Origin of the sequence: Citrobacter sp. RHBSTW-00017, assembly GCF_013797615.1 — a bacterium.
GTDB classification, from domain to species: Bacteria; Pseudomonadota; Gammaproteobacteria; order Enterobacterales; family Enterobacteriaceae; genus Citrobacter; species Citrobacter braakii.
In genome coordinates this window covers 205387-229199 of record NZ_CP056899.1, presented here as the reverse complement: position 1 = coordinate 229199, position 23813 = coordinate 205387, and the positions used below count along the sequence as shown (strand labels likewise).

18 protein-coding genes are annotated in these 23813 nt (G+C 52.6%); 9 read left to right on the top strand and 9 right to left on the bottom strand.

The genetic code is table 11. The features are described from left to right. Positions 1-2043 (bottom strand): oligopeptidase A, encoded by a 2043-nt coding sequence (prlC, locus tag HV037_RS01050; RefSeq protein ID WP_103283346.1) that lies wholly within the window; start codon positions 2041-2043, stop codon positions 1-3. Between the two features lie 214 nt (positions 2044-2257). Between prlC and HV037_RS01045 the strand changes: the two genes are divergently transcribed. Next, positions 2258-3100, top strand: a complete 843-nt coding sequence (locus tag HV037_RS01045) for a 23S rRNA (adenine(2030)-N(6))-methyltransferase RlmJ (RefSeq protein WP_016154881.1) — start codon at positions 2258-2260, stop codon at positions 3098-3100. A 104-nt stretch (positions 3101-3204) separates the two neighbouring features. Next, a complete protein-coding gene (gene gorA, locus HV037_RS01040) occupies positions 3205-4557 on the top strand; it encodes a glutathione-disulfide reductase (protein WP_046274489.1) in 1353 nt (450 codons plus the stop codon). A gap of 41 nt (positions 4558-4598) precedes the next feature. On the opposite strand, the gene HV037_RS01035 is transcribed toward gorA, so the two are convergent. Further along, entirely contained in the window at positions 4599-5993 is a 1395-nt protein-coding gene (locus HV037_RS01035) for a cytochrome-c peroxidase (protein WP_016157700.1), read from the bottom strand. Between the two features lie 425 nt (positions 5994-6418). Here HV037_RS01035 and HV037_RS01030 point away from each other — a divergent pair, with 425 nt between their 5' ends. Continuing rightward, positions 6419-8068: an alpha,alpha-trehalase gene (locus HV037_RS01030; RefSeq protein ID WP_047501376.1), complete on the top strand. Its 1650-nt coding sequence runs from the start codon at positions 6419-6421 to the stop codon at positions 8066-8068. Between the two features lie 27 nt (positions 8069-8095). Here HV037_RS01030 and HV037_RS01025 read toward each other — a convergent pair whose 3' ends face one another. Beyond that, complete coding sequence (locus tag HV037_RS01025; protein ID WP_016154886.1) at positions 8096-9685, bottom strand: STY4199 family HEPN domain-containing protein; 1590 nt, start codon at positions 9683-9685, stop codon at positions 8096-8098. 167 nt (positions 9686-9852) lie between these two features. Between HV037_RS01025 and HV037_RS01020 the strand changes: the two genes are divergently transcribed. Next, a complete protein-coding gene (locus HV037_RS01020; protein ID WP_103283345.1) occupies positions 9853-10407 on the top strand; it encodes a GNAT family protein in 555 nt (184 codons plus the stop codon). A gap of 71 nt (positions 10408-10478) precedes the next feature. Next, on the top strand, positions 10479-10829 hold the full coding sequence (locus HV037_RS01015; RefSeq protein WP_181545568.1) for a lysozyme: 351 nt from the start codon (positions 10479-10481) through the stop codon (positions 10827-10829). Positions 10830-10847: 18 nt separating this feature from the next. Here HV037_RS01015 and HV037_RS01010 read toward each other — a convergent pair whose 3' ends face one another. Then, positions 10848-11450 carry a response regulator transcription factor gene (locus HV037_RS01010; protein WP_103283343.1) on the bottom strand — a complete coding sequence of 201 codons (603 nt, stop codon included), beginning with the start codon at positions 11448-11450 and terminating at the stop codon, positions 10848-10850. Positions 11451-11997: 547 nt separating this feature from the next. Then, positions 11998-12756 carry an SDR family oxidoreductase gene (locus HV037_RS01005; RefSeq protein WP_016154890.1) on the bottom strand — a complete coding sequence of 253 codons (759 nt, stop codon included), beginning with the start codon at positions 12754-12756 and terminating at the stop codon, positions 11998-12000. 119 nt (positions 12757-12875) lie between these two features. Between HV037_RS01005 and HV037_RS01000 the strand changes: the two genes are divergently transcribed. From HV037_RS01000 to HV037_RS00990, 3 genes are all read left to right on the top strand, one after another. Then, the gene (locus HV037_RS01000; protein WP_016157706.1) at positions 12876-13775 is read left to right on the top strand and encodes a LysR family transcriptional regulator; all 900 of its coding nucleotides are present in this window, start codon (positions 12876-12878) and stop codon (positions 13773-13775) included. 47 nt (positions 13776-13822) lie between these two features. Further along, positions 13823-14851, top strand: coding sequence for an inner membrane protein YhjD (gene yhjD / locus HV037_RS00995; RefSeq protein WP_019078090.1), 1029 nt, complete (start codon positions 13823-13825; stop codon positions 14849-14851). A 294-nt stretch (positions 14852-15145) separates the two neighbouring features. After that, positions 15146-16468 carry an MFS transporter gene (locus HV037_RS00990; protein WP_003023312.1) on the top strand — a complete coding sequence of 441 codons (1323 nt, stop codon included), beginning with the start codon at positions 15146-15148 and terminating at the stop codon, positions 16466-16468. Between the two features lie 93 nt (positions 16469-16561). On the opposite strand, the gene HV037_RS00985 is transcribed toward HV037_RS00990, so the two are convergent. Together HV037_RS00985 and pdeH are read right to left on the bottom strand one after the other, a co-directional pair. Continuing rightward, entirely contained in the window at positions 16562-18622 is a 2061-nt protein-coding gene (locus HV037_RS00985; protein WP_103283342.1) for an AsmA family protein, read from the bottom strand. 76 nt (positions 18623-18698) lie between these two features. Then, positions 18699-19466, bottom strand: a complete 768-nt coding sequence (pdeH, locus tag HV037_RS00980) for a cyclic-guanylate-specific phosphodiesterase (RefSeq protein WP_047415877.1) — start codon at positions 19464-19466, stop codon at positions 18699-18701. A 230-nt stretch (positions 19467-19696) separates the two neighbouring features. Here pdeH and HV037_RS00975 point away from each other — a divergent pair, with 230 nt between their 5' ends. Continuing rightward, the gene (locus HV037_RS00975) at positions 19697-20626 is read left to right on the top strand and encodes a sugar kinase (RefSeq protein WP_016157709.1); all 930 of its coding nucleotides are present in this window, start codon (positions 19697-19699) and stop codon (positions 20624-20626) included. A gap of 64 nt (positions 20627-20690) precedes the next feature. On the opposite strand, the gene HV037_RS00970 is transcribed toward HV037_RS00975, so the two are convergent. After that, complete coding sequence (locus tag HV037_RS00970) at positions 20691-22184, bottom strand: pitrilysin family protein (RefSeq protein WP_103283341.1); 1494 nt, start codon at positions 22182-22184, stop codon at positions 20691-20693. 222 nt (positions 22185-22406) lie between these two features. Beyond that, on the bottom strand, positions 22407-23693 hold the full coding sequence (gene dctA, locus HV037_RS00965) for a C4-dicarboxylate transporter DctC (protein ID WP_003023301.1): 1287 nt from the start codon (positions 23691-23693) through the stop codon (positions 22407-22409). Positions 23694-23813: the final 120 nt, after the last annotated feature.

The following is a 23813-nucleotide window of genomic DNA, read 5'->3' as shown; positions in this document are numbered from 1 at the left end:
TCAGCCTTTAATCCCGTAATGCTCCAGCATTGCATCCAGTTGCGGCTCACGGCCACGGAAGCGCTTGAACAGTTCCATCGGCTCTTCAGAACCACCACGGGTGAGAATGTTATCGAGGAACGATTGTCCGGTTTGACGGTTGAAAATCCCTTCATCTTCAAAGCGAGAGAATGCATCCGCCGCCAGCACGTCGGCCCACAGGTAGCTGTAGTAACCCGCCGCATAGCCACCAGCAAAAATGTGGCTGAAGGCATGCGGGAAGCGGCCCCACGTTGGTCCCGGCACCACGGCGACCTGCTTTTTAATTTCCGCCAGCGTTTCGAGGATTTTCGCCCCTTGCTGTGGGTTAAACTCCGCATGCAGACGGAAATCAAACAGGCCAAACTCCAGTTGACGCAGAATAAACAGCGCCGCCTGGTAATTTTTCGCCGCCAGCATTTTATCCAGCAACTCCTTGGGCAGCGGCTCACCGGTCTCAAAGTGACCAGAGATAAATGCCAGCGCTTCGGGCTCCCAGCACCAGTTTTCCATAAACTGGCTCGGCAGTTCGACCGCATCCCACGGCACGCCGTTGATACCTGAAACACCGGCGGTTTCGATACGGGTCAGCATATGGTGCAGACCGTGGCCGAACTCGTGGAACAGGGTGATCACTTCATCGTGGGTAAACAGCGCGGGTTTGCCGTTCACCGGGCGGTTAAAGTTACAGGTCAGGTAGGCAACAGGCTTTTGCAGCGTACCGTCGGCTTTACGCATCTGGCCGACGCAGTCGTCCATCCACGCCCCGCCACGTTTATGTTCACGGGCATACAGGTCAAGATAGAAACTGCCGCGCAGTTCGTTGTTTTCGTCATACAGTTCGAAGAAACGTACTTCCGGGTGCCAGACATCAACATCAGTGCGCTCTTTAGCGGTAATGCCGTAAATACGTTTAACCACTTCAAACAGGCCGTTAACGGCTTTGTTTTCCGGGAAGTATGGACGCAGCTGCTCGTCGCTGATGCTATAGAGGTGCTGTTTTTGTTTCTCGCTGTAGTAAGCGATATCCCACGGCTGCAGCTCATCGACACCAAATTCCGCTTTCGCGAAGGCGCGCAGTTGAGCCAGCTCTTTCTCGCCCTGAGGACGGGCGCGTTTCGCCAGGCCCGTCAGGAAGTCGAGTACCTGCTGCGGGTTTTCCGCCATTTTGGTGGACAGAGATTTAAAAGCGTAGCTTTCAAAGCCCAGCAGCTGTGCCAGCTCGTGGCGCAGCGCGAGGATCTCTTCCATTATCGGGCTGTTGTCCCATTTACCAGCGTTTGGCCCCTGATCAGACGCGCGAGTGGAGTAAGCGCGATACATCTCCTCACGCAGCCCCTGGTTATCACAGTAGGTCATCACCGGCAGGTAGCTTGGGATATCCAGCGTTAACAGGTAGCCTTCCTGCTGTTTAGCATCAGCCTGGGCTTTTGCAGCCGCCAGCGCGCTTTCCGGCATGCCGGAGAGTTCCGCTTCATCAGTCACCAGCTTAGTCCAGCCCATCGTGGCATCGAGGACGTTATTGCTGTAGAGATTGCCCAGCTCAGACAGGCGGGTGGCAATCTCACCATAGCGCAGCTGTTTTTCCTTCGGCAGACCAATACCAGAAAGCTCAAAATCGCGCAGCGCGTTATCGACCGCTTTTTTCTGTGCGGTGTTCAGGGTGGCGTAATGATCGCCGTCACGCAGGTCGCGGTACGCTTTGTACAGACCTTCATGTTGCCCAACCCAGGTGCTGTATTCAGACAGCAGCGGCAGCGTTTGTTCGTAGGCTTCGCGCAATTCCGGGCTATTCTTCACCGAGTTCAGGTGGCTAACCGGAGAGAAAATACGCCCCAGCACATCGTCAACTTCCGCCAACGGCTGGCAAAGATTTTCCCAGGTGTACGGCGCGCCCTGCGCAACCACTCGCTCAACGTTTTCGCGGCAATCGTTCAGCGCCTTAGTAACGGCAGGCACAACGTGCTCAGGCTGAATTTTAGAAAACGGCGGCAGTTCGAAGGGGGTCAGCAATGGATTGGTCATTAGCGCGGTCCTGTTGAAAAGAGTGAATGAAGCGCGTATCCGGCGCTGTGCATATTAATTTGTACAATGGGGTTAAGTGTAGAGGATTTCAATGCCAGGCGTTGCGCTTTCGCGGCAGTGACGACTTTTCTGTATACTGTGGCGATACGCTTTATTTTCGCCCGATATTGCGCTGTTTTCGGGCCTACGTTTATAACCTGGAACACGTTTACCCATGCTGAGTTATCGCCACAGTTATCACGCTGGCAACCACGCCGACGTCCTTAAACACACCGTCCAGAGCCTGATCATCGAATCGCTTAAAGAGAAAGAAAAACCGTTTCTCTATTTGGATACCCATGCTGGCGCAGGCCGTTATCAGCTGAGCAGTGAGCATGCCGAACGTACCGGTGAATATCTGGAAGGGATCGCCCGTATCTGGCAGCAGGACGATTTGCCTGCCGAACTGGAACCCTACATTGGCGTGGTGAAGCACTTCAACCGTAGCGGCCAGTTGCGCTATTACCCCGGCTCTCCGTTAATTGCTCGCCAGCTGCTGCGAGAACAGGACAGCCTGCAATTAACGGAACTGCACCCGAGCGACTTTCCTTTGCTGCGCGGCGAATTCCAGAAAGATGAGCGCGCACGCGTGGCCAAAGCCGATGGTTATCAGCAGCTAAAAGCAAAATTACCGCCGGTTTCCCGTCGCGGGCTGATCCTTATCGATCCCCCCTACGAAATCAAAAGCGACTACCAGGCGGTGGTGACCGGTATTAACGAAGGCTATAAGCGTTTCGCAACCGGCACCTATGCGCTGTGGTATCCGGTAGTTCTGCGCCAGCAAATCAAACGCATGATCCACGACCTGGAAGACACCGGTATCCGCAAAATTCTGCAGATTGAGCTGGCGGTGCGTCCGGACAGCGATCAGCGCGGCATGACGGCGTCCGGTATGATTGTAATAAACCCGCCGTGGAAGCTGGAGCAGCAGATGAACAGTGTCCTGCCGTGGTTGCACAGCAAACTGGTTCCGGCAGGAACCGGTCATACGTCGGTAAGCTGGATCGTGCCGGAGTAATCGCAGTCATCGGTGGAACCTTTTAATTTCAGGTATACAATCGCGAATATTTTGGCGGATGGCGTAACGCTTCTCCGCCCTACAATGAACATGAAGGAGCGGTCATGACCAAGCACTATGATTACATCGCTATTGGCGGCGGCAGCGGTGGCATTGCCTCCATTAACCGTGCAGCAATGTACGGCCAGAAATGCGCGCTGATTGAAGCTAAAGAGCTAGGCGGCACCTGCGTTAACGTTGGCTGCGTACCGAAAAAAGTGATGTGGCATGCCGCACAGGTCCGCGAAGCAATCCACATGTACGGGCCGGATTACGGTTTCGACACCACCATCAATAAGTTCGATTGGGATAAACTGATCGCCACGCGTACCGCTTATATTGATCGCATTCATACCTCGTACGACAACGTGCTGGGCAAAAATAATGTCGATGTGATTAAAGGCTTTGCCCGCTTTGTGGATGCCAAAACCATTGAAGTGAACGGTGAAACCATTACTGCCGATCATATTTTGATTGCTACCGGTGGTCGCCCGAGCCATCCGAGCATTCCGGGTGTGGAATACGGTATCGACTCCGACGGTTTCTTTGAGCTGCCCGCGCTGCCAAAACGCGTGGCCGTTGTTGGCGCAGGCTACATCGCCGTTGAACTGGCGGGCGTAATTAACGGTCTGGGCGCACAAACGCATCTGTTCGTGCGTAAACACGCGCCGCTGCGCAGCTTCGACCCGATGATCGTCGACACGCTCGTTGAGGTGATGAACGCCGAAGGCCCGACTCTGCATACTCACGCGATTCCAAAAGCGGTCGTTAAAAACGCTGATGGTAGCCTGACCCTGCAACTGGAAGATGGTCGTAGCGAAACGGTAGATTGCCTGATTTGGGCGATCGGTCGTGAACCTGCCACCGACAACTTCAACCTGGCGGTTACTGGCGTGAAAACCAACGAAAAAGGCTACATCGTCGTTGATAAATTCCAGAACACCAGCGTGCCGGGTATTTATGCCGTCGGCGATAACACCGGGGCCGTTGAGCTGACGCCGGTTGCCGTTGCCGCGGGCCGTCGTCTGTCCGAGCGTCTGTTTAACAATAAGCCGGACGAACATCTGGACTACAGCAACATCCCGACCGTGGTCTTCAGCCATCCGCCTATTGGTACCGTGGGCCTGACCGAGCAGCAGGCTCGCGAACAGCACGGCGATGATCAGGTGAAAGTGTATAAATCATCGTTTACCGCGATGTATACCGCTGTCACCACCCACCGTCAGCCGTGCCGCATGAAGCTGGTTTGCGTCGGCCCGGAAGAGAAGATTGTCGGTATTCACGGCATTGGTTTTGGGATGGATGAAATGCTGCAAGGCTTCGCGGTCGCTCTGAAAATGGGCGCAACCAAGAAAGACTTTGATAACACCGTTGCCATTCACCCAACGGCATCTGAAGAGTTCGTGACCATGCGTTAATCAATAAAAAACCGGATGGCACTTTGCCATCCGGTTTTCTCTTATTTACCCTGCATATACGGTGTATATACCCCATTAAGGCTTTCGAGGAATGCTACGATATCGTCGATATCTTCCTGCGGCAGTTCTTTACCCACCTGATAACGCAGCATCAGTTTTACCGCGCCGTCGAGCGTAGGCACATCACCGCGATGGAAATAAGGCGCAGTCAGCGCAACGTTACGCAATCCAGGGACTTTCTGACGCAGCTTGTCACGTAATTCATTGGTGACGTTCATGCGGCCAATATCTGCAGCAGTGACCTCGCCGAAATTAAAGTCCTTTTTCAGACCCAATGGCTCAAATGAACGTCCGCCTAAAATAATACCGCCATGACAGGTCGCGCACTTATTATCTTTAAACAACTGATAGCCATGTTTTTGCTGAGCGGTTAAGGCCGCTTCATCACCACGCAGCCATTTATCAAACGGCGAATTTGGCGTAATCAGCGTTTTCTCAAACTCAGCAATCGCATCGGTAATATTATCCCCACTGAATCCCTGCGGATAAACGGCAATGAACTCTTGCTTAAGTTGCGGATCCTTGTCCAGTTTCTGGATAATTTCATCCCAGGATTTAGACGCCATTTCGATAGGGTTCAACGGTGGACCACCGGCCTGCGCCTGCAATGTTGGCGCACGGCCATCCCAGAATTGCTCAACGTTAAAGACCGAGTTAAATACCGTTGGCGCATTGATAGGGCCAACCGCGCCGCCTACACCGATTGACGTTTTCCGGCCATCCACGCCGCCCGCATTCAGGGCGTGACAGTGCGCGCAAGAAATCGTGCTATCGCCGGAAATACGCGGGTCATGGTAAAGCGTAAAACCAAGCGCTACTTTGCGGGCATCGGTCGGGATGCTTTCCGGTATCGGCTGTACAGGTTCATTACGATGCTGCGTGGCAGTATCGTTACTGGCGTAGTACTGCTCACGCTGTTTCGCAATCCAGCCCAGGATCTCTGCTCGCTCCGTATCGCTTACCTTGCCAGCCCAGTGCAGTGCGGTATAACGCGTCGGCGGCATGGTCTCGTATTGCATCACCCACTCAATTTTATTCAGATCGCTTTGCGAAACGGGTTTATCCGCGACCAGCGCCGCACGAACGGCCTCCAGATTGAATGATTTGTATCCCAGTTGAATATCGTAATTCATCAACTGCTTAGCGACGGGAAAAGAAGAATAGAAAGGTAATTCAGCCGAAGGAGTGTGACAATAATCGCATCCTTTTTCACGTAAGAACCCTAGTACTTTATTATTTTCTTCCAGCGTAGAGGCCTGAACATCAGCCTGTTTACTCCGTTGATTATCGTGATACCACACATAACCGGATAATCCAAAATAACAAATCGCGACGCCAGCTATGGCAATCACGGTAAGACGGGTAATGATTTTCATTATTTTACCCTCACCGTTGTGAGTTATTGTGACCCAGAAAATTAGAATAATTAATAGACAGTCTTTGTCAGACCTGACCATCATAGGAAATGAGGGGATTACTATTTTGATAAGTATCAAGCAATTACATGGAGGAGAACTATCGATAGAATAGCCTGTGCCTATTATAGAGTTAAACGTTACCAGGTTGTGTTCACACCTCGTTGCAATCGAATGTTCTGAAAATGGAATATCTTCAGGTTGCGCAGAATTCGGAATTATTCATTATTTTCATTGGGATAGATTTATTTTTTGGATATTGCGCAACACTAAAGTGTGATCGACCGCACGCTTTACTCACCAGATACCGAAGCGAATGTCTACGCTTAATTGACGAGCGGGCAATAGCCTTAATCTTTCAACGTCCATCGGAGGTCTTTCGCATTATGCTCAACCAGAAACTACCCCACGCCCCTTCTGAAGAAATGACGATCGACATCGATCTGCTTTATGAAATGGATCCGTGCGAGTTAAAGCTGGATGAAATGATTGAGGCAGAGCCTGAACCGGAGATGATTGAAGGGTTACCCGCCTCAGATGCGTTAACTCCCGCCGATCGTTACCTCGAGCTGTTCGAACACGTTCAGTCGTCGAAACTGTTTGCCGATAGCAAAACCTTCCCCGACTGTGCACCGAAAATGGATCCGCTGGATATTTTGATCCGCTATCGCAAGGTTAAACGCCACCGCGACTTTGATCTGCGACGCTTCGTCGAGAACCACTTCTGGCTCCCGGAAACGCCCTCCAGTGAATATGTTTCTGACCCGGAAAATTCGCTGAAAGAGCATATCGATCAACTGTGGCCGGTGCTGACGCGCGAACCACAGGATCACATTCCCTGGTCCTCGCTGCTGGCGTTACCGCAGTCATATATTGTGCCCGGCGGGCGTTTTAGTGAAACCTACTACTGGGATTCCTACTTCACCATGCTGGGTCTGGCGGAGAGCGGTCGCGAAGATCTGCTGAAATGTATGGCGGATAACTTTGCCTGGATGATTGAAAACTATGGTCACATCCCGAACGGTAACCGTACTTACTACCTGAGTCGCTCGCAGCCGCCAGTCTTTGCGCTAATGGTCGAACTGTTTGAAGAGGATGGCGTACGCGGCGCACGTCGTTACCTTGATCATCTAAAAATGGAGTACGCGTTCTGGATGGATGGCGCAGATTCCCTGGTACTCAACCAGGCCTACCGCCACGTGATCAGAATGTCGGACGGCTCCCTGCTCAACCGCTATTGGGACGATCGTGATACGCCGCGCGATGAGTCGTGGCTTGAAGACGTCGAGACCGCCAAGCATTCGGGTCGCCCACCCAATGAAGTGTATCGGGATTTGCGCGCGGGCGCGGCCTCCGGCTGGGATTACTCCTCGCGCTGGCTACGCGATGCAGGCCGTCTTGCCAGCATACGCACCACTCAGTTCATCCCTATTGACCTGAACGCGTTCCTCTACAAGCTGGAAAGCACTATCGCCAATATTTCCGCACTGAAAGGCGACAAAGATACTGAAGCGCAGTTTCGCCAGAAAGCCAATGACCGCCGCGATGCGGTGAATCGCTATCTCTGGGACGATGAAAACGGCTGCTATCGCGATTACGACTGGCGGCGCGAACAAATGGCCCTGTTCTCTGCCGCCAGTATTGTGCCGCTGTATGTCGGCATGGCAACACATGAACAAGCCGACCGACTTGCCAATGCGGTCCGCAGTCGCCTGCTAACCCCCGGAGGGATTTTAGCCACGGAGCATGAAACGGGTGAGCAATGGGATAAACCCAACGGCTGGGCGCCGCTGCAGTGGATGGCGATCCAAGGTTTCAAACTTTACGGCGACGACCATCTAGGGGATGAAATCGCCCGTAACTGGTTGAAAACGGTGAATCTCTTTTATCAGGAACACCACAAGCTTATCGAAAAATACCACATCGCCGACGCCGCGCCGCGCGAAGGCGGCGGCGGAGAATATCCGTTGCAGGACGGCTTTGGCTGGACCAATGGCGTGGTGCGCCGACTCATCGGTCTGTATGGCGAACCCTAGCAGCTGACGGTCTGAATTATCAGACGGTCAGTTAATCGCATCGTACAGTTCGGCGTGAATTTTCTGCCATTTCTTGTTCTCTGGGCTTGGCTGCGCGCGAACGCGTAGCTCGGCCTGTTCAAGGTCATACTGCTGACGCGCGACAACCGCCGGCACCGAACAAAAACTTTGCAGATAGCTTTTATGCAGCGATGTGAGTGACGCCCCATTCGCCATCGCATGGCTGACCGTGGTCATAAACTGCCGACATGGCTTACTCTCACTCATCTGCGAAGGGTAACGCAGCAGCAGCCTCAACACCTCGGTATTGCCTGCCGAGAATGCCTGCTCCGTCCACGCCAGCTTCCAGTCCATCCCGCCCTGTAGGAAAAGTGACGTCACACGGGTGTCGTTGCGCTCGATAGCCGCGCGCATGTTAAAGGCATCCCAGGTGATGCCCATTCGGGTCACCGACTCCCGCGCACCAGGGGCATCACGCCGTGGCTCCTCCTGCACGATTTCAACGGATAGCCCGGAAGACGCTTGTGGCGCTGGCGAAGTGAATAACCAGAACGCGCCCAGCGAAATCACCAGCACCATCACACCGACCGCTACCCACAACATGCCGGAAATCAGCTGTTCACGTTCTTCCGCCGTGCGCCTGGCCCGCTTCTCCGGCGGATCGATACTGTCTGCGATTTCCTGTTTATCGCCCCCTGCCTGCTCGTCTTTTTGCTTTGCGTTTTCCCAAAACTGGCGAACCGTCGCCTCATCGGACGCCAGATACGACGCAGGATTAATGCGCGTACGCCGTTCTTCAAATGCCCGCTGCACAGGGTGAGTAATCTGTCGGTACTGGCAATCCAGCAACAGCAGTTGTACTGAGGTTAGCGGCTGCTGCGCGATAACGCAGTTACGGGCCAGGCGGCAGTCATCCAGGAACATCCTCAGCGTGATACGTGGCTCAACAAACGACATGAGCACCGAGGTATCGTTAAAAATCTCGCTAAAATGCCGAACGAATAACTTCTTATCGACAACCATCAGCGCCAGTTCGCTAAACATCATGCCGTCCAGCGCATCCCGACTTTCCCCCAGCTTTAACCAGCGACGCAGACGTTCACCGCCAAAGTGCTGTTTCAGGAAGCTGTTGAGCGGATGTTGATCCGGCCATACCCGCGCAATCAGCGATTTGAGGGTTAATTCTATTGCGCGAAGCTGACGCTGCGCCCGCATCTGCGCATCCGGCTCTGCACGTTCAATCTCGGTTGGATACTTCAGGAGGGGCTGTTGCTGGCGCAACTGTTCCAGAGAAGCGACAAAGCGCAGCGCAGAAATCAGCTGGTTTTCACTGACGTCCTGGCCATTTTCATATTGCGGCACGCTCTGCTGAAGATGGCGTAGCCGCAACGTGAACTGACTCAATTGCGCGTCATTCATCTGCAACCGCCTGGCGACAACACCCCAACCTCCCAGATTCAATCGCGCCTGGTCAAGCTGCTCGAGAAACCAGCGTGGATCTTTACCCTCTGCGACGCGCACGCCAAGCATCAGCAAAATTTCTACCGAGGCTTGCCGGATTATCCCCAAACAATGTTCGAATGGTGTACATGTCGCCTGTAACGCGCTATTGGTCATTATCTTCCCTAAAAGGACCCAAAAAGTGCGGCCTCACAATGGTGTGTAGTTATCTTTTTTAAATGCAGCGCTGTGCCGCCATAGACTAAAACACATTCATATAGCAAATAAATATGTTTTACAGTGACTTCCGCACAATCATTGAAAATTATTCTGGAGATAAGCCTGTGCCTGTACTGAAAACCTCGCGTTTGATCTGCCGCCCGCTCACACATGACGACTGGGCGTTTTTCTTAACGTTACAGAAGAACGCAGATGTGATGCGCTTTGTCGCTGACTCGCGTACCGAAGAGGAGATACGGACAGTCTTTGACTCCCGCTTGCCTGAATGGTCTCCCGGCAGTCCACACTGGCTGTGCCTGGTCCTGTGCGATAAGGCATCGGGCGTACCGCTTGGGGTAACCGGATATATTCAGGATAAAAATGAATGTGCCGAGGTCGGCTTTCTGCTCACTCCCGAGGCGCAGGGCAAAGGTTATGGCGCTGAATCCCTGCATGCCGTTTGCGATTATGCGTTTACCGCCGGAGGACTACGCCGACTGATGGCCTGCGTCACCGCAGGAAACGATGCCTCACGGCGTCTACTGGAAAAGGTCGGGTTCATTCTCGAAGGCACGCTGCGAGAAAGCTACTGGCTACATCAAACCTGGCATGATGACTGGATTTTCGGCCTGTTAAAACAGGAATATCAGCCGCCCGCGCCATCAGGCGTTTTGCTGTAAAAAATGGCTGGATGGCGGCTGGCGTAACGGGGTGTGTTTCTTAAAATAGGTCTTTTTGTACAGAGATTATTATGCAGCTGCATTCGACGCATTTCACGCCCGCCTGTATCGCATTTATTAAGCAATGGCAGGGCCTGTCGCTGGAAAAGTATCAGGACAAAAAGGGGATCTGGGTCATTGGCTACGGGCACGAAATCACCGCAGATGAATCCTTTGATGCCCCAATTATGCTGATGCAGGCCGAAACATTGCTGCTCGCGGATATAAATATCTGCGAGGCATTCATCCATAAGGAAATGCCGCAAATACAAGATCGGTTTCAACAGGAAGCGTTAATTGCATGGATGCTCAGCGTGGGGATTAGCCGGTTTTGCACTGCTGAATTCTGGCCGGGGGCTATTTCACAGCCAGAAATAGTCTGACTGTGAAATATTTTCCCATTATAGGGTGTCGTTTAGCATCATTGCCGCCTGCGTACGGTTTTTTACCTCCAGGCGCTGATACAGCGATTCAAGATGGGCTTTTACCGTTCCAGTGCTGATATTTAATAATCGACCAATTTGTTTATTAGATTCTCCGGCGGCCAGCATCGTCAGAATCTCCCGCTGACGCGCGCTGAGCAATCTGATATTTTGCCCGCCACATTCGGTCGCTGTGATGCAATCTCTGGGGATAAACATCATACCTATCGCGACGCTATTGAGTGCCAGCGTGAAGGTTTCCGCATCAGAATCGCGCGGAATAATGGCCTGCACGTTTAATTGCGTGACTTCCTGTAGCCATTTTTTACGGCAGTCCGTTGCGGTTATCAGCACTTTTACCTTCGCAAAGCGCTCTGCTATCTGTTGCAGCAAGCTACGGCAGAACTCAGCGTCAAAATCTCCATCCAGCATTACCAGTGCATCAGGATTGTCTTCCAGCGTCCGCCAAAGATCATCTGCCTGACTGACACCCTGAACATTCACTCCTGGAATACGCTCTTGCAAAATTACATTCATTCCATGAATAAATATTGACTGCCTGTCAAACATTATTAACTGCATTATTTATCTCCGTCTGAATAAGATATTAGCCTTAACACGCGGAAGGGTATTATCCGAGGGGCAAAATATGAAGTCACCATTTGGCGGAGGCCATTTTACCGATAGACGGAGAAGAAAGAAGCAGACGTTATAAATAGTTACAGCTGAAACCAAAGAATCACACAAAGGATCAAAATCGGGATCAAATATTCAGAAAATCCTTAATATTTGATGTTCAAAACTGGATTGCTAATATTAATAATCCAAAGTTTATATTCTTAGCTAAAAATAAGGAACTCACGATAACAGACAAATATGTTACAAAACAAAATATCGCATTAAATGATCATACGGACATGAGAATGGGAAGGTGATCATGGTTTCTGATGCAACAAATCCACTCCCGAAGAAGAATGAACTCTTCAGAACGTTTATCCCCGATCTCTTTCAGCACCGCGATCGCGGTATCAGATTCCAAATAATACCGGCAAACGCCATCAGCTATATTTTGACCTCTGATGGCGCGCCAGTTTTCGATTGCTCAAAAGGCTAAGTAAGAGGCAGTCAATTACAGGAACATCCCGCCAGAGACTTCGATACGCTGTGCCGTCATCCAGGCCAGCTCATCGCTGAGCAACGCAGCAATGGCGTCGCCAATATCATCCGGTAACCCAACACGCCCCAGCGCCGTCTGCGATGCAATGTAGGCATTCAATTGCGCATTATCCCGCACGTTTCCGCCGCTAAAATCCGTCTCGATTGCCCCAGGCGCAATAATATTCGCCGTAATGCCGCGCTCTCCCAGCTCTTTCGCCTGATAACGGGTTAACACCTCCATCGCCCCTTTCATGGCAGCGTAAGCGCTGTAACCCGGTAGCGCAAAGCGCGACAATCCGGTCGAGACATTAAGAATGCGTCCGCCGTTGTTGATCAGCGCCAGCAGGTTCTGTGTCAGGAAAAAAGGTCCTTTAAAATGGATGTCCAAAAGCTGGTCAAATTGCGCTTCAGTGAACGCCGGATAAGGCGCGTTAATGCCAACTCCGGCATTGTTCAATAAATAATCAAAGGTGTCGCTTTGCCAGTGCGTTTGTAGGGTTTCCTGCACCTGTTTGACAAACTGAGGGAAAGTGGAAATATTTCCGACGTTCAACGGTAATGCTACAGCTTTACCGCCAGATTGGCGAATTTCATCCACAACTTGCTGCGCTTCTTTTTCATTGCTGTTCCACGTCAGGATGACACCAATGCCTTTACTCGCCAGCTTTAGCGCCGCGTTTTTACCGAGTCCACGGCCGCCGCCGGTCACCAATGCGATACGTTGCGTCATAAGAAACCTCATTTCAGGTGTTGTGAAGATTGAGACAAAGCTTATTAGGTGGTAGAAAAACAATAAATACCGCTAACTGCGCATTACTGTTTCATTTAGAACAACAATAGGGCATGAGAATGGATAAAATTCACGCAATGCAGTTGTTCATCCGCGTCGCAGAACTGGAGAGCTTTTCGCGCGCGGCAGACACCCTCGGACTTCCTAAAGGTAGCGTATCGCGTCAAATCCAGGCCCTGGAAAATCACCTGGGCACACAGTTGTTGCACCGCACAACCCGCCGCGTTCAGCTCACGCAAGACGGCATGATCTATTACGAACGAGCGAAAGATTTGTTGAGCAATCTCGATGAACTGGATGGGCTATTCCATCACGACCCGGCCAGCATCAGCGGCAAGCTGCGCGTCGATATGCCGGTTGGTGTGGCGAGAAATCTGGTAATGCCCCGCTTACCGGCCTTCTTGCATCAGTATCCAGGGCTTGAGCTCGAACTTAGCAGCAGCGACCGCCTGGTGGACTTGATCCGCGAAGGCTTCGACTGTGTGGTACGCGTGGGAACGCTGAAAGATTCAGGGCTGATTGCGCGCCCGCTGGGAAAACTCACACAGATTAACTGCGCCAGCCCGCAATACCTCGCCCGATTTGGTTATCCGGAAAGCCTGGAGGATTTAGCCTCGCATGCGGTGGTGCACTACTCAGTCAATTTGGGAACACGTGCGCAAGGCTTTGAAGTGGCGACAGACAACGGTGCTAAATGGGTTAAAACCGGCGGCATGCTGACGGTGAACAGTACCGAAACGTATCATGCGGCATGTCTTGCCGGTCTGGGCATTATTCAGGTACCGCGCGTGGGCGTGCGTGATGCCCTGCGCGCCGGTACGCTGATTGAAGTATTGCCGCAATATCGCGCCGAACCATTACCGGTTTCATTGCTCTATCCGCATCGCCGTAACCTCTCCCGCCGCGTACATCTGTTTATGGAATGGCTGACCGGCGTGATGAAAGACTATGTGGACTGACAAGCTATACTGTCCTGAGAATGAACAGAACAAGGATTACTGCCCTGATGACGCAGGAAAAAGAGATTAAACGCCCCATTCAGGAACTTGAGCACGCACCAATCCCAAAAATTGAGCCCCTGGAGCGTAAAAATACAGAAACCAACGGTAAGACCAACCAGGCGCTGAAAACCGCCCTGACCTTCGCCGATAAAATTCAACGCCAGCCCATGATTGCCCATCTGATTCGCGCCGCGGAGAGATTTAACGATCGTATGGGAAATCAGTTTGGCGCCGCCATTACCTACTTCTCGTTTCTGTCGATGATCCCTATCCTGATGGTGTCGTTTGCCGCCGCGGGTTTTATTCTCGCTTCGCACCCTACGCTGTTGCAGGATATCTTCAGCAAAATCCTGCTCAACGTCAGCGATCCGACACTCGCCTCCACGCTGAAAAACACCATCAATACCGCCGTTCAGCAACGAACCACCGTCGGTCTGGTGGGTCTTGCCATCGCGCTCTATTCCGGAATTAACTGGATGGGAAACCTGCGCGAAGCTATTCGTGCCCAGTCGCGGGATGTCTGGGAGCGGACCCCACAGGATCAGGAAAAAATTTGGGTCAAATATCTGCGTGATTTTGTCTCATTGATTGGCTTACTGATTGCGCTGATTGTTACGCTGTCCATTACCTCCATCGCCGGTTCCGCCCAGCAGATGATTATCTCTGCGCTGTATCTCGACGGCATCGAATGGCTGAAGCCCGCCTGGCGGCTGATCGGCCTGACCATCTCTATTTTCGCCAACTACTTGCTGTTCTTCTGGATTTTCTGGCGGCTACCGCGTCACCGACCGCGCAAAAAAGCGCTCATTCGCGGCACGTTTATCGCAGCACTGGGGTTTGAAGTCATCAAAATGATCATGACGTACACGCTGCCATCACTGGTGCAATCGCCGTCAGGCGCGGCGTTTGGTTCCGTACTTGGCTTGATGGCGTTCTTCTACTTCTTCGCCCGTCTGACTCTGTTTTGCGCTGCCTGGATTGCCACAGCGGAGTACAAAGACGACCCGCGTATGCCGGGGAAAACCCACCGCTAATCTTTGTTTACTGCCGGATAACGCTGCGCTTATCCGGCCAACCTAATGCTTACGTCGAAATTCTGCGCATTATCAGAATTAAAATCCAGCCCGTAACTTTTGTTTAACCAAAAACCAGTTTTATCATCCAAGTTTTAAATTATGTGAAGCATTTCATGGAAGTGAAATCTCCAGCCTAAAAATTATCCCCTTTTTGCTCTGTTTTTGACCGATCGCAAGGTTTGTTACAGATTGAAATGTCTCTTTTGCTGTGCGTAATATGGCCTTTCGTTCGACCAAAAATAAGAAAATATTATGCAAGCAACAGCCACAACGCTCGACAACGAACAGGAACACACCCCGGTCAACTCGCGCAATAAAGTCGTCGTCGCCTCACTCATTGGCACTGCCATTGAGTTCTTCGACTTCTATATCTACGCCACCGCCGCGGTGATCGTGTTCCCCCATATCTTCTTCCCGCAGGGGGATCCGACCGCGGCAACGCTGCAGTCCCTTGCCACCTTTGCTATCGCCTTTGTGGCACGGCCTATCGGTTCTGCTGTGTTCGGGCATTTTGGCGATCGCGTAGGGCGTAAAGTCACGCTGGTTGCCTCACTGCTCACTATGGGGATCTCGACGGTTGTCATTGGCCTGCTGCCGGGCTATGAAACTATCGGTATTTTCGCCCCGCTGCTGCTGGCGCTGGCGCGTTTTGGTCAGGGTTTAGGACTGGGCGGTGAATGGGGCGGCGCGGCGTTACTGGCGACGGAAAACGCACCGCCGCGTAAACGCGCGCTGTACGGATCATTCCCGCAGTTGGGCGCACCTATCGGCTTCTTCTTCGCCAACGGCACTTTCCTGCTGCTCTCCTGGCTGCTGACCGACGAGCAGTTTATGAGCTGGGGCTGGCGCGTACCGTTCATCTTCTCTGCGGTGCTGGTGATTATCGGTCTGTACGTTCGCGTTTCGCTGCATGAATCCCCGGTCTTTGCCAAAGTGGCTGCGGCGAAAAAACAGGTGAAAATCCCGCTGGGTACCCTGCTGACAAAACATGTCCGCGTGACGATCCTCGGCACGTTCATTATGCTGGCGACCTATACGCTGTTCTATATCATGACCGTCTATTCCATGACGTTCAGCACCGCCGCGGCGCCTGTAGGGCTTGGCCTGCCGCGTAATGAAGTGTTGTGGATGCTGATGATGGCGGTTATTGGCTTTGGCGTCATGGTGCCGGTGGCGGGCCTGCTGGCCGATGCGTTTGGTCGTCGCAAGAGCATGCTCATCATCACCACGCTTATTATTCTGTTTGCGCTGTTTGCCTTTAAACCGCTGCTCGGCTCTGGCAATCCGGTGCTGGTGTTCGCCTTCCTGTTGCTTGGTTTGAGCCTGATGGGTTTGACATTTGGTCCGATGGGCGCGCTACTGCCGGAGCTGTTCCCGACCGAAGTGCGCTACACGGGGGCGTCGTTCTCGTACAACGTTTCATCGATTCTTGGTGCTTCCGTTGCCCCTTACATTGCCGCATGGCTGCAGGCGAATTACGGCCTGGCGGCGGTAGGTACGTATCTGGCATCAATGGCGGCGTTAACGCTGATTGCGCTGCTGTTAACCCACGAAACCCGCCATCAATCATTGTGATTCTTTGGTTGTAAGCACCGTCTGCGGCCTACGTTGAGCATGAAATGTAGGCCGCAGAAGCGAAGCGTTAGCGCCATCCGACAACGGCAAAAATCACTTCTTCATTTGCGACAAAATGGTCCGGCATTGATTAGCGTCTCCTTCAGAAGGTGAAATCAGCGCCAGCAAGGCCGCCGCGGGCGTCACTAACGTTGCCAGCGCGGCAGCAACCGCACCGCGCGCAATCAGCGGCCCGGCCTTCACACCGGCCTGCGGATTCTTAAAGGTGCCGCGAACATACAGCGGCGAACGCAGAGTAATAATACGAATGCCTTTGCTCTCCGGATCGATGGTTAAATCCAGTTGCTCCGACGCAAAACTCGCCGTACCAGTGACATTAATGACCGCGTTTTCCGTGTCGAAGGCAAAAATCTGCGGGCGGGCTACGCCGTTAACAATATCCAGATTCGCCGCCGCGCAGTTCACCCGCACCTCGTCATCACCAAATATCTGTCCAACAAGATAGTTGCCCAGATTCAAGCCAACAATTTCCATCAGATTCCGGCTGATCAAACCGTCGTTCATCAGCAGCTTCAGGTTGCCATTGCTGTTACCAAGCAGCGCCGCTACCGAGTTTCCGCTCCCGCTAAACCTGGCGTCACCGTTCATTTCACCGAGCGTTTTCTGCATCAGCTCCACATCCGGCATCAGCGCTTTTAGCTTCAGGCGGCGAGCCTGGATGTCCGCCTGCCCCCGCATCGGCTTTTTATCCCCTTCCAGATGGATGCTGGAGACAATGCTGCCTCCCGCGAGGCCAAATTTCAGCGGCTGCAGGCGCAGATCGGCATTTTTCAGGATGATATGGGTGGAGAGATCGCTGATCGGCAGGCTACTGCCGTGCTCAATACGCCGTCCTTTGAAACGTACGTCAGCGTCCATCACGTTCCATTTGTCGGTTTCAAAACGGTCATACGGCAAGACCTTGTCCGCGGGCTGGACGCTCTTCTCACCTTTGCGCTGTTCAGATTGTTTAGCCCGCTCCGCCCCTTTGCCTGAATCCACACCGATCAGCGGCCCCAAATCAGCCAGCCTCAGTTGGCGTGACTCAACATCCCCTTTCAGCATTGGGCGCGGCTTACCGGTGGTATAGGCCAGCGTTCCGTGAATATCGCTGTCGCCAATTCGGCCATTAAAATCGCGGTAATCAAAAACAGAGGATTTTTCCGGGTCAATTTTCGCGACCAGATGTCCGTCGGTTTCAAACGGCGGCGTATCCGGGAGCAGCACGCCGGTCAAATCGTACAAATCCCCTAGCGAATCTCCCGAGAATTTAAGCCGCAGATCCGCCCCGCCCATATTCATCGGATCGTTTATCGTACCCATAAACGCCACACGCGTATTACCCGAACGGAAATCAGCCTGAATCGGGAAAGGAGTTCCTTCACCCCGCAGCGCCAGCATTCCGCCTATTTTCCCGCTACCGCTTAGCGGTTCCCCGTTATATCGGCCTTGCGCTTTCAGGCCAAACACGTAGTCCTCAATGTAGGCGTTGCTCTCTTTACTTTTTGCGCCAGTCACTTCGCTAAAGGGCAACGGCTTACCCAGCGGATCGACCAGGATTTCAATCTTTGACTTCGTCACCTTATCGTTAATGGCGATGCGCCCTTGGTCGAACAGAATGTTATCCAGCCGGAAAGACCAGGCTGATGGCGGCGCATTGGGATCGCGGTTTTCATCCCCTGCCAGGTTAAAGGTCCAGTTATTGTTTTCCTCCGACAGGCGGATAAGCCGTGCATCGGGTTTTACCAGCTTGATCCACGGGAGCCAGACGGTTTTTGTCAGCAATGCCAGTGGGGCGAGCGTTGCTTCAACGCGCGGGAGATGCACCATGGTGACGTCAGGAATGTCCGGCGGGTTGCCGAGGATGATATCCTCAGCATGAACATGCGGCCACGGAACCCAGCTACGCCAGCCGGTTTCCTGTTTTTGGCGTTCCCAAACCACGCCCAGGTCACCCCGTATGGCGAAGGGACGGTTGAGTTCTGTAGAGACTTTCTGGTTGATGGTCGGTTTGAGCCGGTTCCAGTCAAATGTCGCAATCACGATGATGAGTACGACGATCAACAACAAGAAAACCCCTATTACTGAAGTGGTTATTTTGCCTGTTCTCGTCATGTTTAACCTCCTTACTTTCTTCCTTGCCTGTCCTAAAGATAGTCCAGCAGAGGAAAGGAGGCGCTCTACATCCTTATCAAAGCGACAGAATTACGTCTTCAAGGGTATCCAGAGGCACTGGACGAGAGAGAAAATAGCCTTGCGCAGCGAAAGCCGGTGAGTTTTGCACATCACGCCACTCTTCCAGCGTTTCAACGCCTTCGACAATCACACCGCGGCAATAGCGGTTCATCAGCTGTAACAGCAGCGTAAAGAGATTGCGGCCCTCCGGCGTCTGGCGCAGCATGACAAACAGATCCCGCGCCACTTTGATATAGTCGTAACTCACTTCGCTCAGAGCCGAGAAGTTTGCCATTCCGGTACCAAAATCATCCAGCCAGAGCGGGCCAAACTCGCACATTGAGGCGAACGACGAACCTTTCGGCAAGCGGATATGCTCCACCAGTTCAAAGCGCAGCCACGGCAGACATTCGATGATTTTCAGGATTTCAGGATCCTGGCGCATTGCAATCAGCGTTGGCCCATCGACATTCACGGATGCCAGCAGATCGTTGGCTTTGAAAAACGCCCCTTTTTGTTCAAGCTGTACAAGCTGCTCTTTCACCACATCTACACGATGTCGTACGGCCACTTCGGCGAAATAGCGGTCCGGCGCGATACGTTGGGAGGGGTTTTCAGGATGGCTCACGACGGTCAGCAGCTCAACGGCCATCAGCCGTCCGTTGGTCTGATAAATCGGCTGGTAGGTGTAAGCACGCTCGCACTGCAGCCAATAGCGTCTCTCCTGCAAGTTTTCAATACTCGCATCGAGCGTAATTAGCTGCTGGGTAACCTGCTTTATCATCTGAGATGTCCTGTAAATAAGAGTGTGACTGACCGGACTCGTCAAAGGTTATCGGCGCTCAGGCGAAGAACTTTACGTTCAGCCCTACGCAAAATAGAAACTAAGCGGCAAAAAACGACGCAGAACACGTGCTGGCTCAAAAAAATAATGGAACGATGTTTTAATATAGTTGACCACTTAACACCCACAGCGCACACTAACGCTAATTTTTTTCAGAGCAGGTTACGACTATGTCCAGAAAGATTGCCGTGATTGGCGAATGCATGATTGAGCTGTCACAGAAAGGCGCTGACGTTCAGCGCGGATTCGGTGGAGACACGTTGAATACATCCGTTTATATCGCCCGTCAGGTCGATGCTGCGGCACTTTCCGTACACTATGTGACTGCGCTGGGTACCGACAGTTTTAGCCAACAAATGCTGGAATCCTGGCAGAGCGAAAATGTGGATACCTCATTAACCCAACGCATGGAAAACCGCCTGCCGGGCCTCTATTACATTGAAACCGATAGCACCGGCGAGCGCACCTTCTATTACTGGCGTAATGAAGCCGCCGCAAAATTCTGGCTTGAGAGCGAACAGTCCGCCGCTATTTGCGAAGAACTGGCGACATTTGACTATCTGTATCTGAGCGGAATCAGCCTGGCTATTTTAAGCCCGGCAAGTCGTGACAAGCTGCTGTCGCTGCTGCAAGAATGCCGCGCCAACGGTGGAAAGGTCATTTTTGACAATAACTACCGCCCACGTCTGTGGAGCAGTAAAGAAGAGACCCAGCAGGTGTATCAGCAAATGCTGGAATGCACCGATATCGCGTTTCTGACGCTGGATGATGAAGACGCGCTGTGGGGTGAAAAACCGGTTGCCGAGGTGATTGCCCGTACTCACGCGGCTGGCGTACAGGAAGTGGTTGTGAAACGCGGTGCTGACTCTTGCCTGGTTTCCATCGCAGGCGAAGAACTCATCGACGTTCCGGCCGTAAAACTACCGAAAGAGAAGGTTATCGATACGACCGCTGCGGGAGACTCCTTCAGCGCCGGGTATCTGGCGGTACGTCTGACCGGTGGCGATGCCGCTGATGCCGCAAAACGCGGCCACCTGACGGCAAGCACCGTTATTCAGCATCGTGGGGCGATTATTCCTCGCGACGCCATGCCGCAATAATCTGGCGTTCTAGCAGGCCGGATTAGACGTTAACGTTGCGTCCGGCCTGCAGGTCACGATTCCCTTATTGCACCGGCGGGATGTCCGTCACTTCAGAATGTGATTCATCCGTTTCTACCGACGTTGCCGCGGCGGTAACCGGCACCATAATGCTATCCCACGTCGCCTGCAGATCCTTCATATTGAATTCAGGTTCACCCTTCGGCTGCAACAGAATTAACGCCATATCTTGCGACAGTTGCTGACGCAGGTCCTGATTCAGCATCTCAACACTCAGGTTGTTCAAGAAGCTCTGACGTAAACGCTGATACTGTTCAGGCGCAATATCTACGACCTGGTTTTGCAGCGAGCGCAAACGCTGGCTGATCAAAATATCGGTATCGGTGCGACCATAGGTGGCAAACAGCTTCTGCAGTTCCAGATTCTTTTGCGCCACCAGCGCATTAAACTCTTCTTCCGGCAGCCCCTTATCGCGCACTTTGGCCAGCTCACGCGCAACCGTGCTGAGGTTCGCGTTCAGCTTACCGTTCGGTGATTCAACGTTAATGGCACATTGCGCGCGCAGGAACAACACCCGACAGTCAAAGCCAAGGCCAATGTCTTTGGCATTGTTTTTGGTGAGCTCCTGCTGAATGTGCCAGAACAACGCTTCACGGGCTAAATCAGCGCGCCAGTAACGTAACAGCGCGGCAGATTCACGGATCGGCTGCCACGGCGTATCCCACATAATAGACAGGCGATCCTGACGTACCGCATCGGTCATTATGCTTACGGCCTCTGCACGCAGCGGAGAGAGCGTGGGTACCGGCGCAGGCGTTTCGCGTTTACCTTTTAATTCGCCGAAGGTTTTATTGATTTGATCAGCCACGCTGCGCGCATCTACGTTACCGACGATAATCAGCGTCATCGCATCCGGGGTATACCATTTCTGGTAGAAGGACTGGATTTTCGTCGCATCAACAGGCGTTTTCAGCGGATCGGCAGGATCGTGACCCAGCAGCGTCGATCCCTTCAGACGATAGCGCCACCATCCCTCTTTGGTATCTGACGGCCAGGTTGCAACCATATCTTCGCTACTCAGCGCATGATTGACCGATTCAGGGGTGATGCTCAGATTACCGGAAATATTCGCCAGATAAGAAAGTGACTCTTTCAGCAGATCGTTGCGGCTGTTAGGCAGACTGAGGTTATACAGCGTGGAATCATAGGAAACGATAACGGGCGGCATGGGACGACTGGGATCGAACCCCTGCTGCCACAGAGAACGGGCTTGCGTAGCATCGAGGCCACCGCTTTGCGTCAGCGCGATACGCGGGATCGCATGGCTGAAACCACTCTGTTGTGTACTTTCGGTGAGTGAACCGGTATTGACCAGCAGGCGAACCTCAATACGGTCGCTGGGGCGCTGGGGAGTGGCTAAGACTTGCCACTGTAAACCATTTGCCAGCGTGCCCTGTTGCCACGCCGGGTCAGGCTGGAGCGCATCTGCCTGCACATAGCCGGCAGTGGCCATCATCAGCAAGCCGCCCGCTAAAAGTCGAATTTTTGTGCCCTGCATGTGAACCCCTGATCAACTATCCTGGAAATAAAAAGACAGCCCGCGAGAGGACTCTCTGAATATGACGTTAAAAACACTTCGTGTTAGACCGCAAGAACATAAAAATGTCACGGAGGAAGTGAAAAAATCCCGACGCCGCCGAATCGGCGGTTTCAGGCACAGGGGTTAATTATGCGCAAACGCCCGCAGTCCTGGAAGGGACTACGGGCATAAGTGGAGAGATTAAGAGGATATTTCGTGCGTTTTGCCATCCGGCGCACGATTATTCAGCACATCATCCAGCTTTTTATGGTCCAGTTCTTTCACCCATTTCGCTACTACAACAGTTGCCACACCGTTACCGACCAGGTTAGTCAGCGCACGGGCTTCAGACATAAAGCGGTCAATACCGAGAATCAGCGCCAGACCAGCAACCGGTAAATGGCCCACAGCGGAGATAGTCGCGGCCAGAACAATGAAGCCACTCCCGGTCACACCCGCAGCACCTTTTGAAGAGAGCAGGAGCACCACCAGCAGGGTTATCTGATGGAAGATATCCATATGGCTGTTGGTGGCCTGAGCGATAAATACCGCCGCCATCGTCAGATAGATTGATGTCCCATCAAGGTTAAACGAGTAGCCCGTGGGTATAACCAACCCGACAACCGACTTGCGACAGCCCAGTTTTTCCATCTTATCGAGCATACGCGGCAGCGCGGACTCGGAAGAAGAGGTGCCCAGAACGATCAGCAGTTCTTCACGGATATAGCGGATGAATTTGAAAATGCTGAAGCCGGTTGCGCGCGCAATCGAGCCCAACACCACAACCACAAACAGAATACAGGTGATGTAGAAACAGATGATCAACTGACCCAACTGCACCAGCGTCCCGACGCCATATTTACCGATGGTAAAGGCCATGGCACCGAAAGCACCGATAGGCGCCAGGCGCATGATCATGTTGATGATGCCAAAAATAACCTGCGAGAAGCTTTCAATCACGTTGAAAATCATCTGGCCTTTGCTACCTAAACGATGCAGCGCAAAACCAAACATAACCGCAAACAGCAATACCTGCAGGATGTTGCCACTGGCGAACGCGCCAATGACGCTACCCGGGATAATATCCATCAGGAAGCCTACGATCCCCTGGTCTTTTGCCTGTTCGGCGTAAATCGCAACCGCTTTGGCATCCAGCGTCGCCGGATCGACGTTCATACCGGCACCGGGTTGCACCACGTTGACGATGATAAGGCCGATGATCAGCGCAATCGTACTGACAATTTCAAAATAAAGCAGTGCAACCGCACCGGTGCGGCCTACGGCTTTCATACTTTCCATGCCTGCAATGCCGGTGACGACAGTACAGAAGATGACAGGTGCGATGACCATTTTGATGAGCTTCACGAAAGCATCACCAAGTGGCTTCATTTGGGCGCCTAATTCAGGGTAGTAATGGCCAAGGAGGATACCTATGGCAATTGCTGTCAGGACCTGAAAGTAAAGGCTTTTGAATATAGAGGTTTTCATAGGGTGTCCTTAAAGTAAAAACCACAGGTCTTGTAAGGTTTTGTTTAACCTGCGGCCTTAAAGTAACACCCACACAACATGACAGAAATGCGCCTGGATCATAATTGATACAGAAATGTT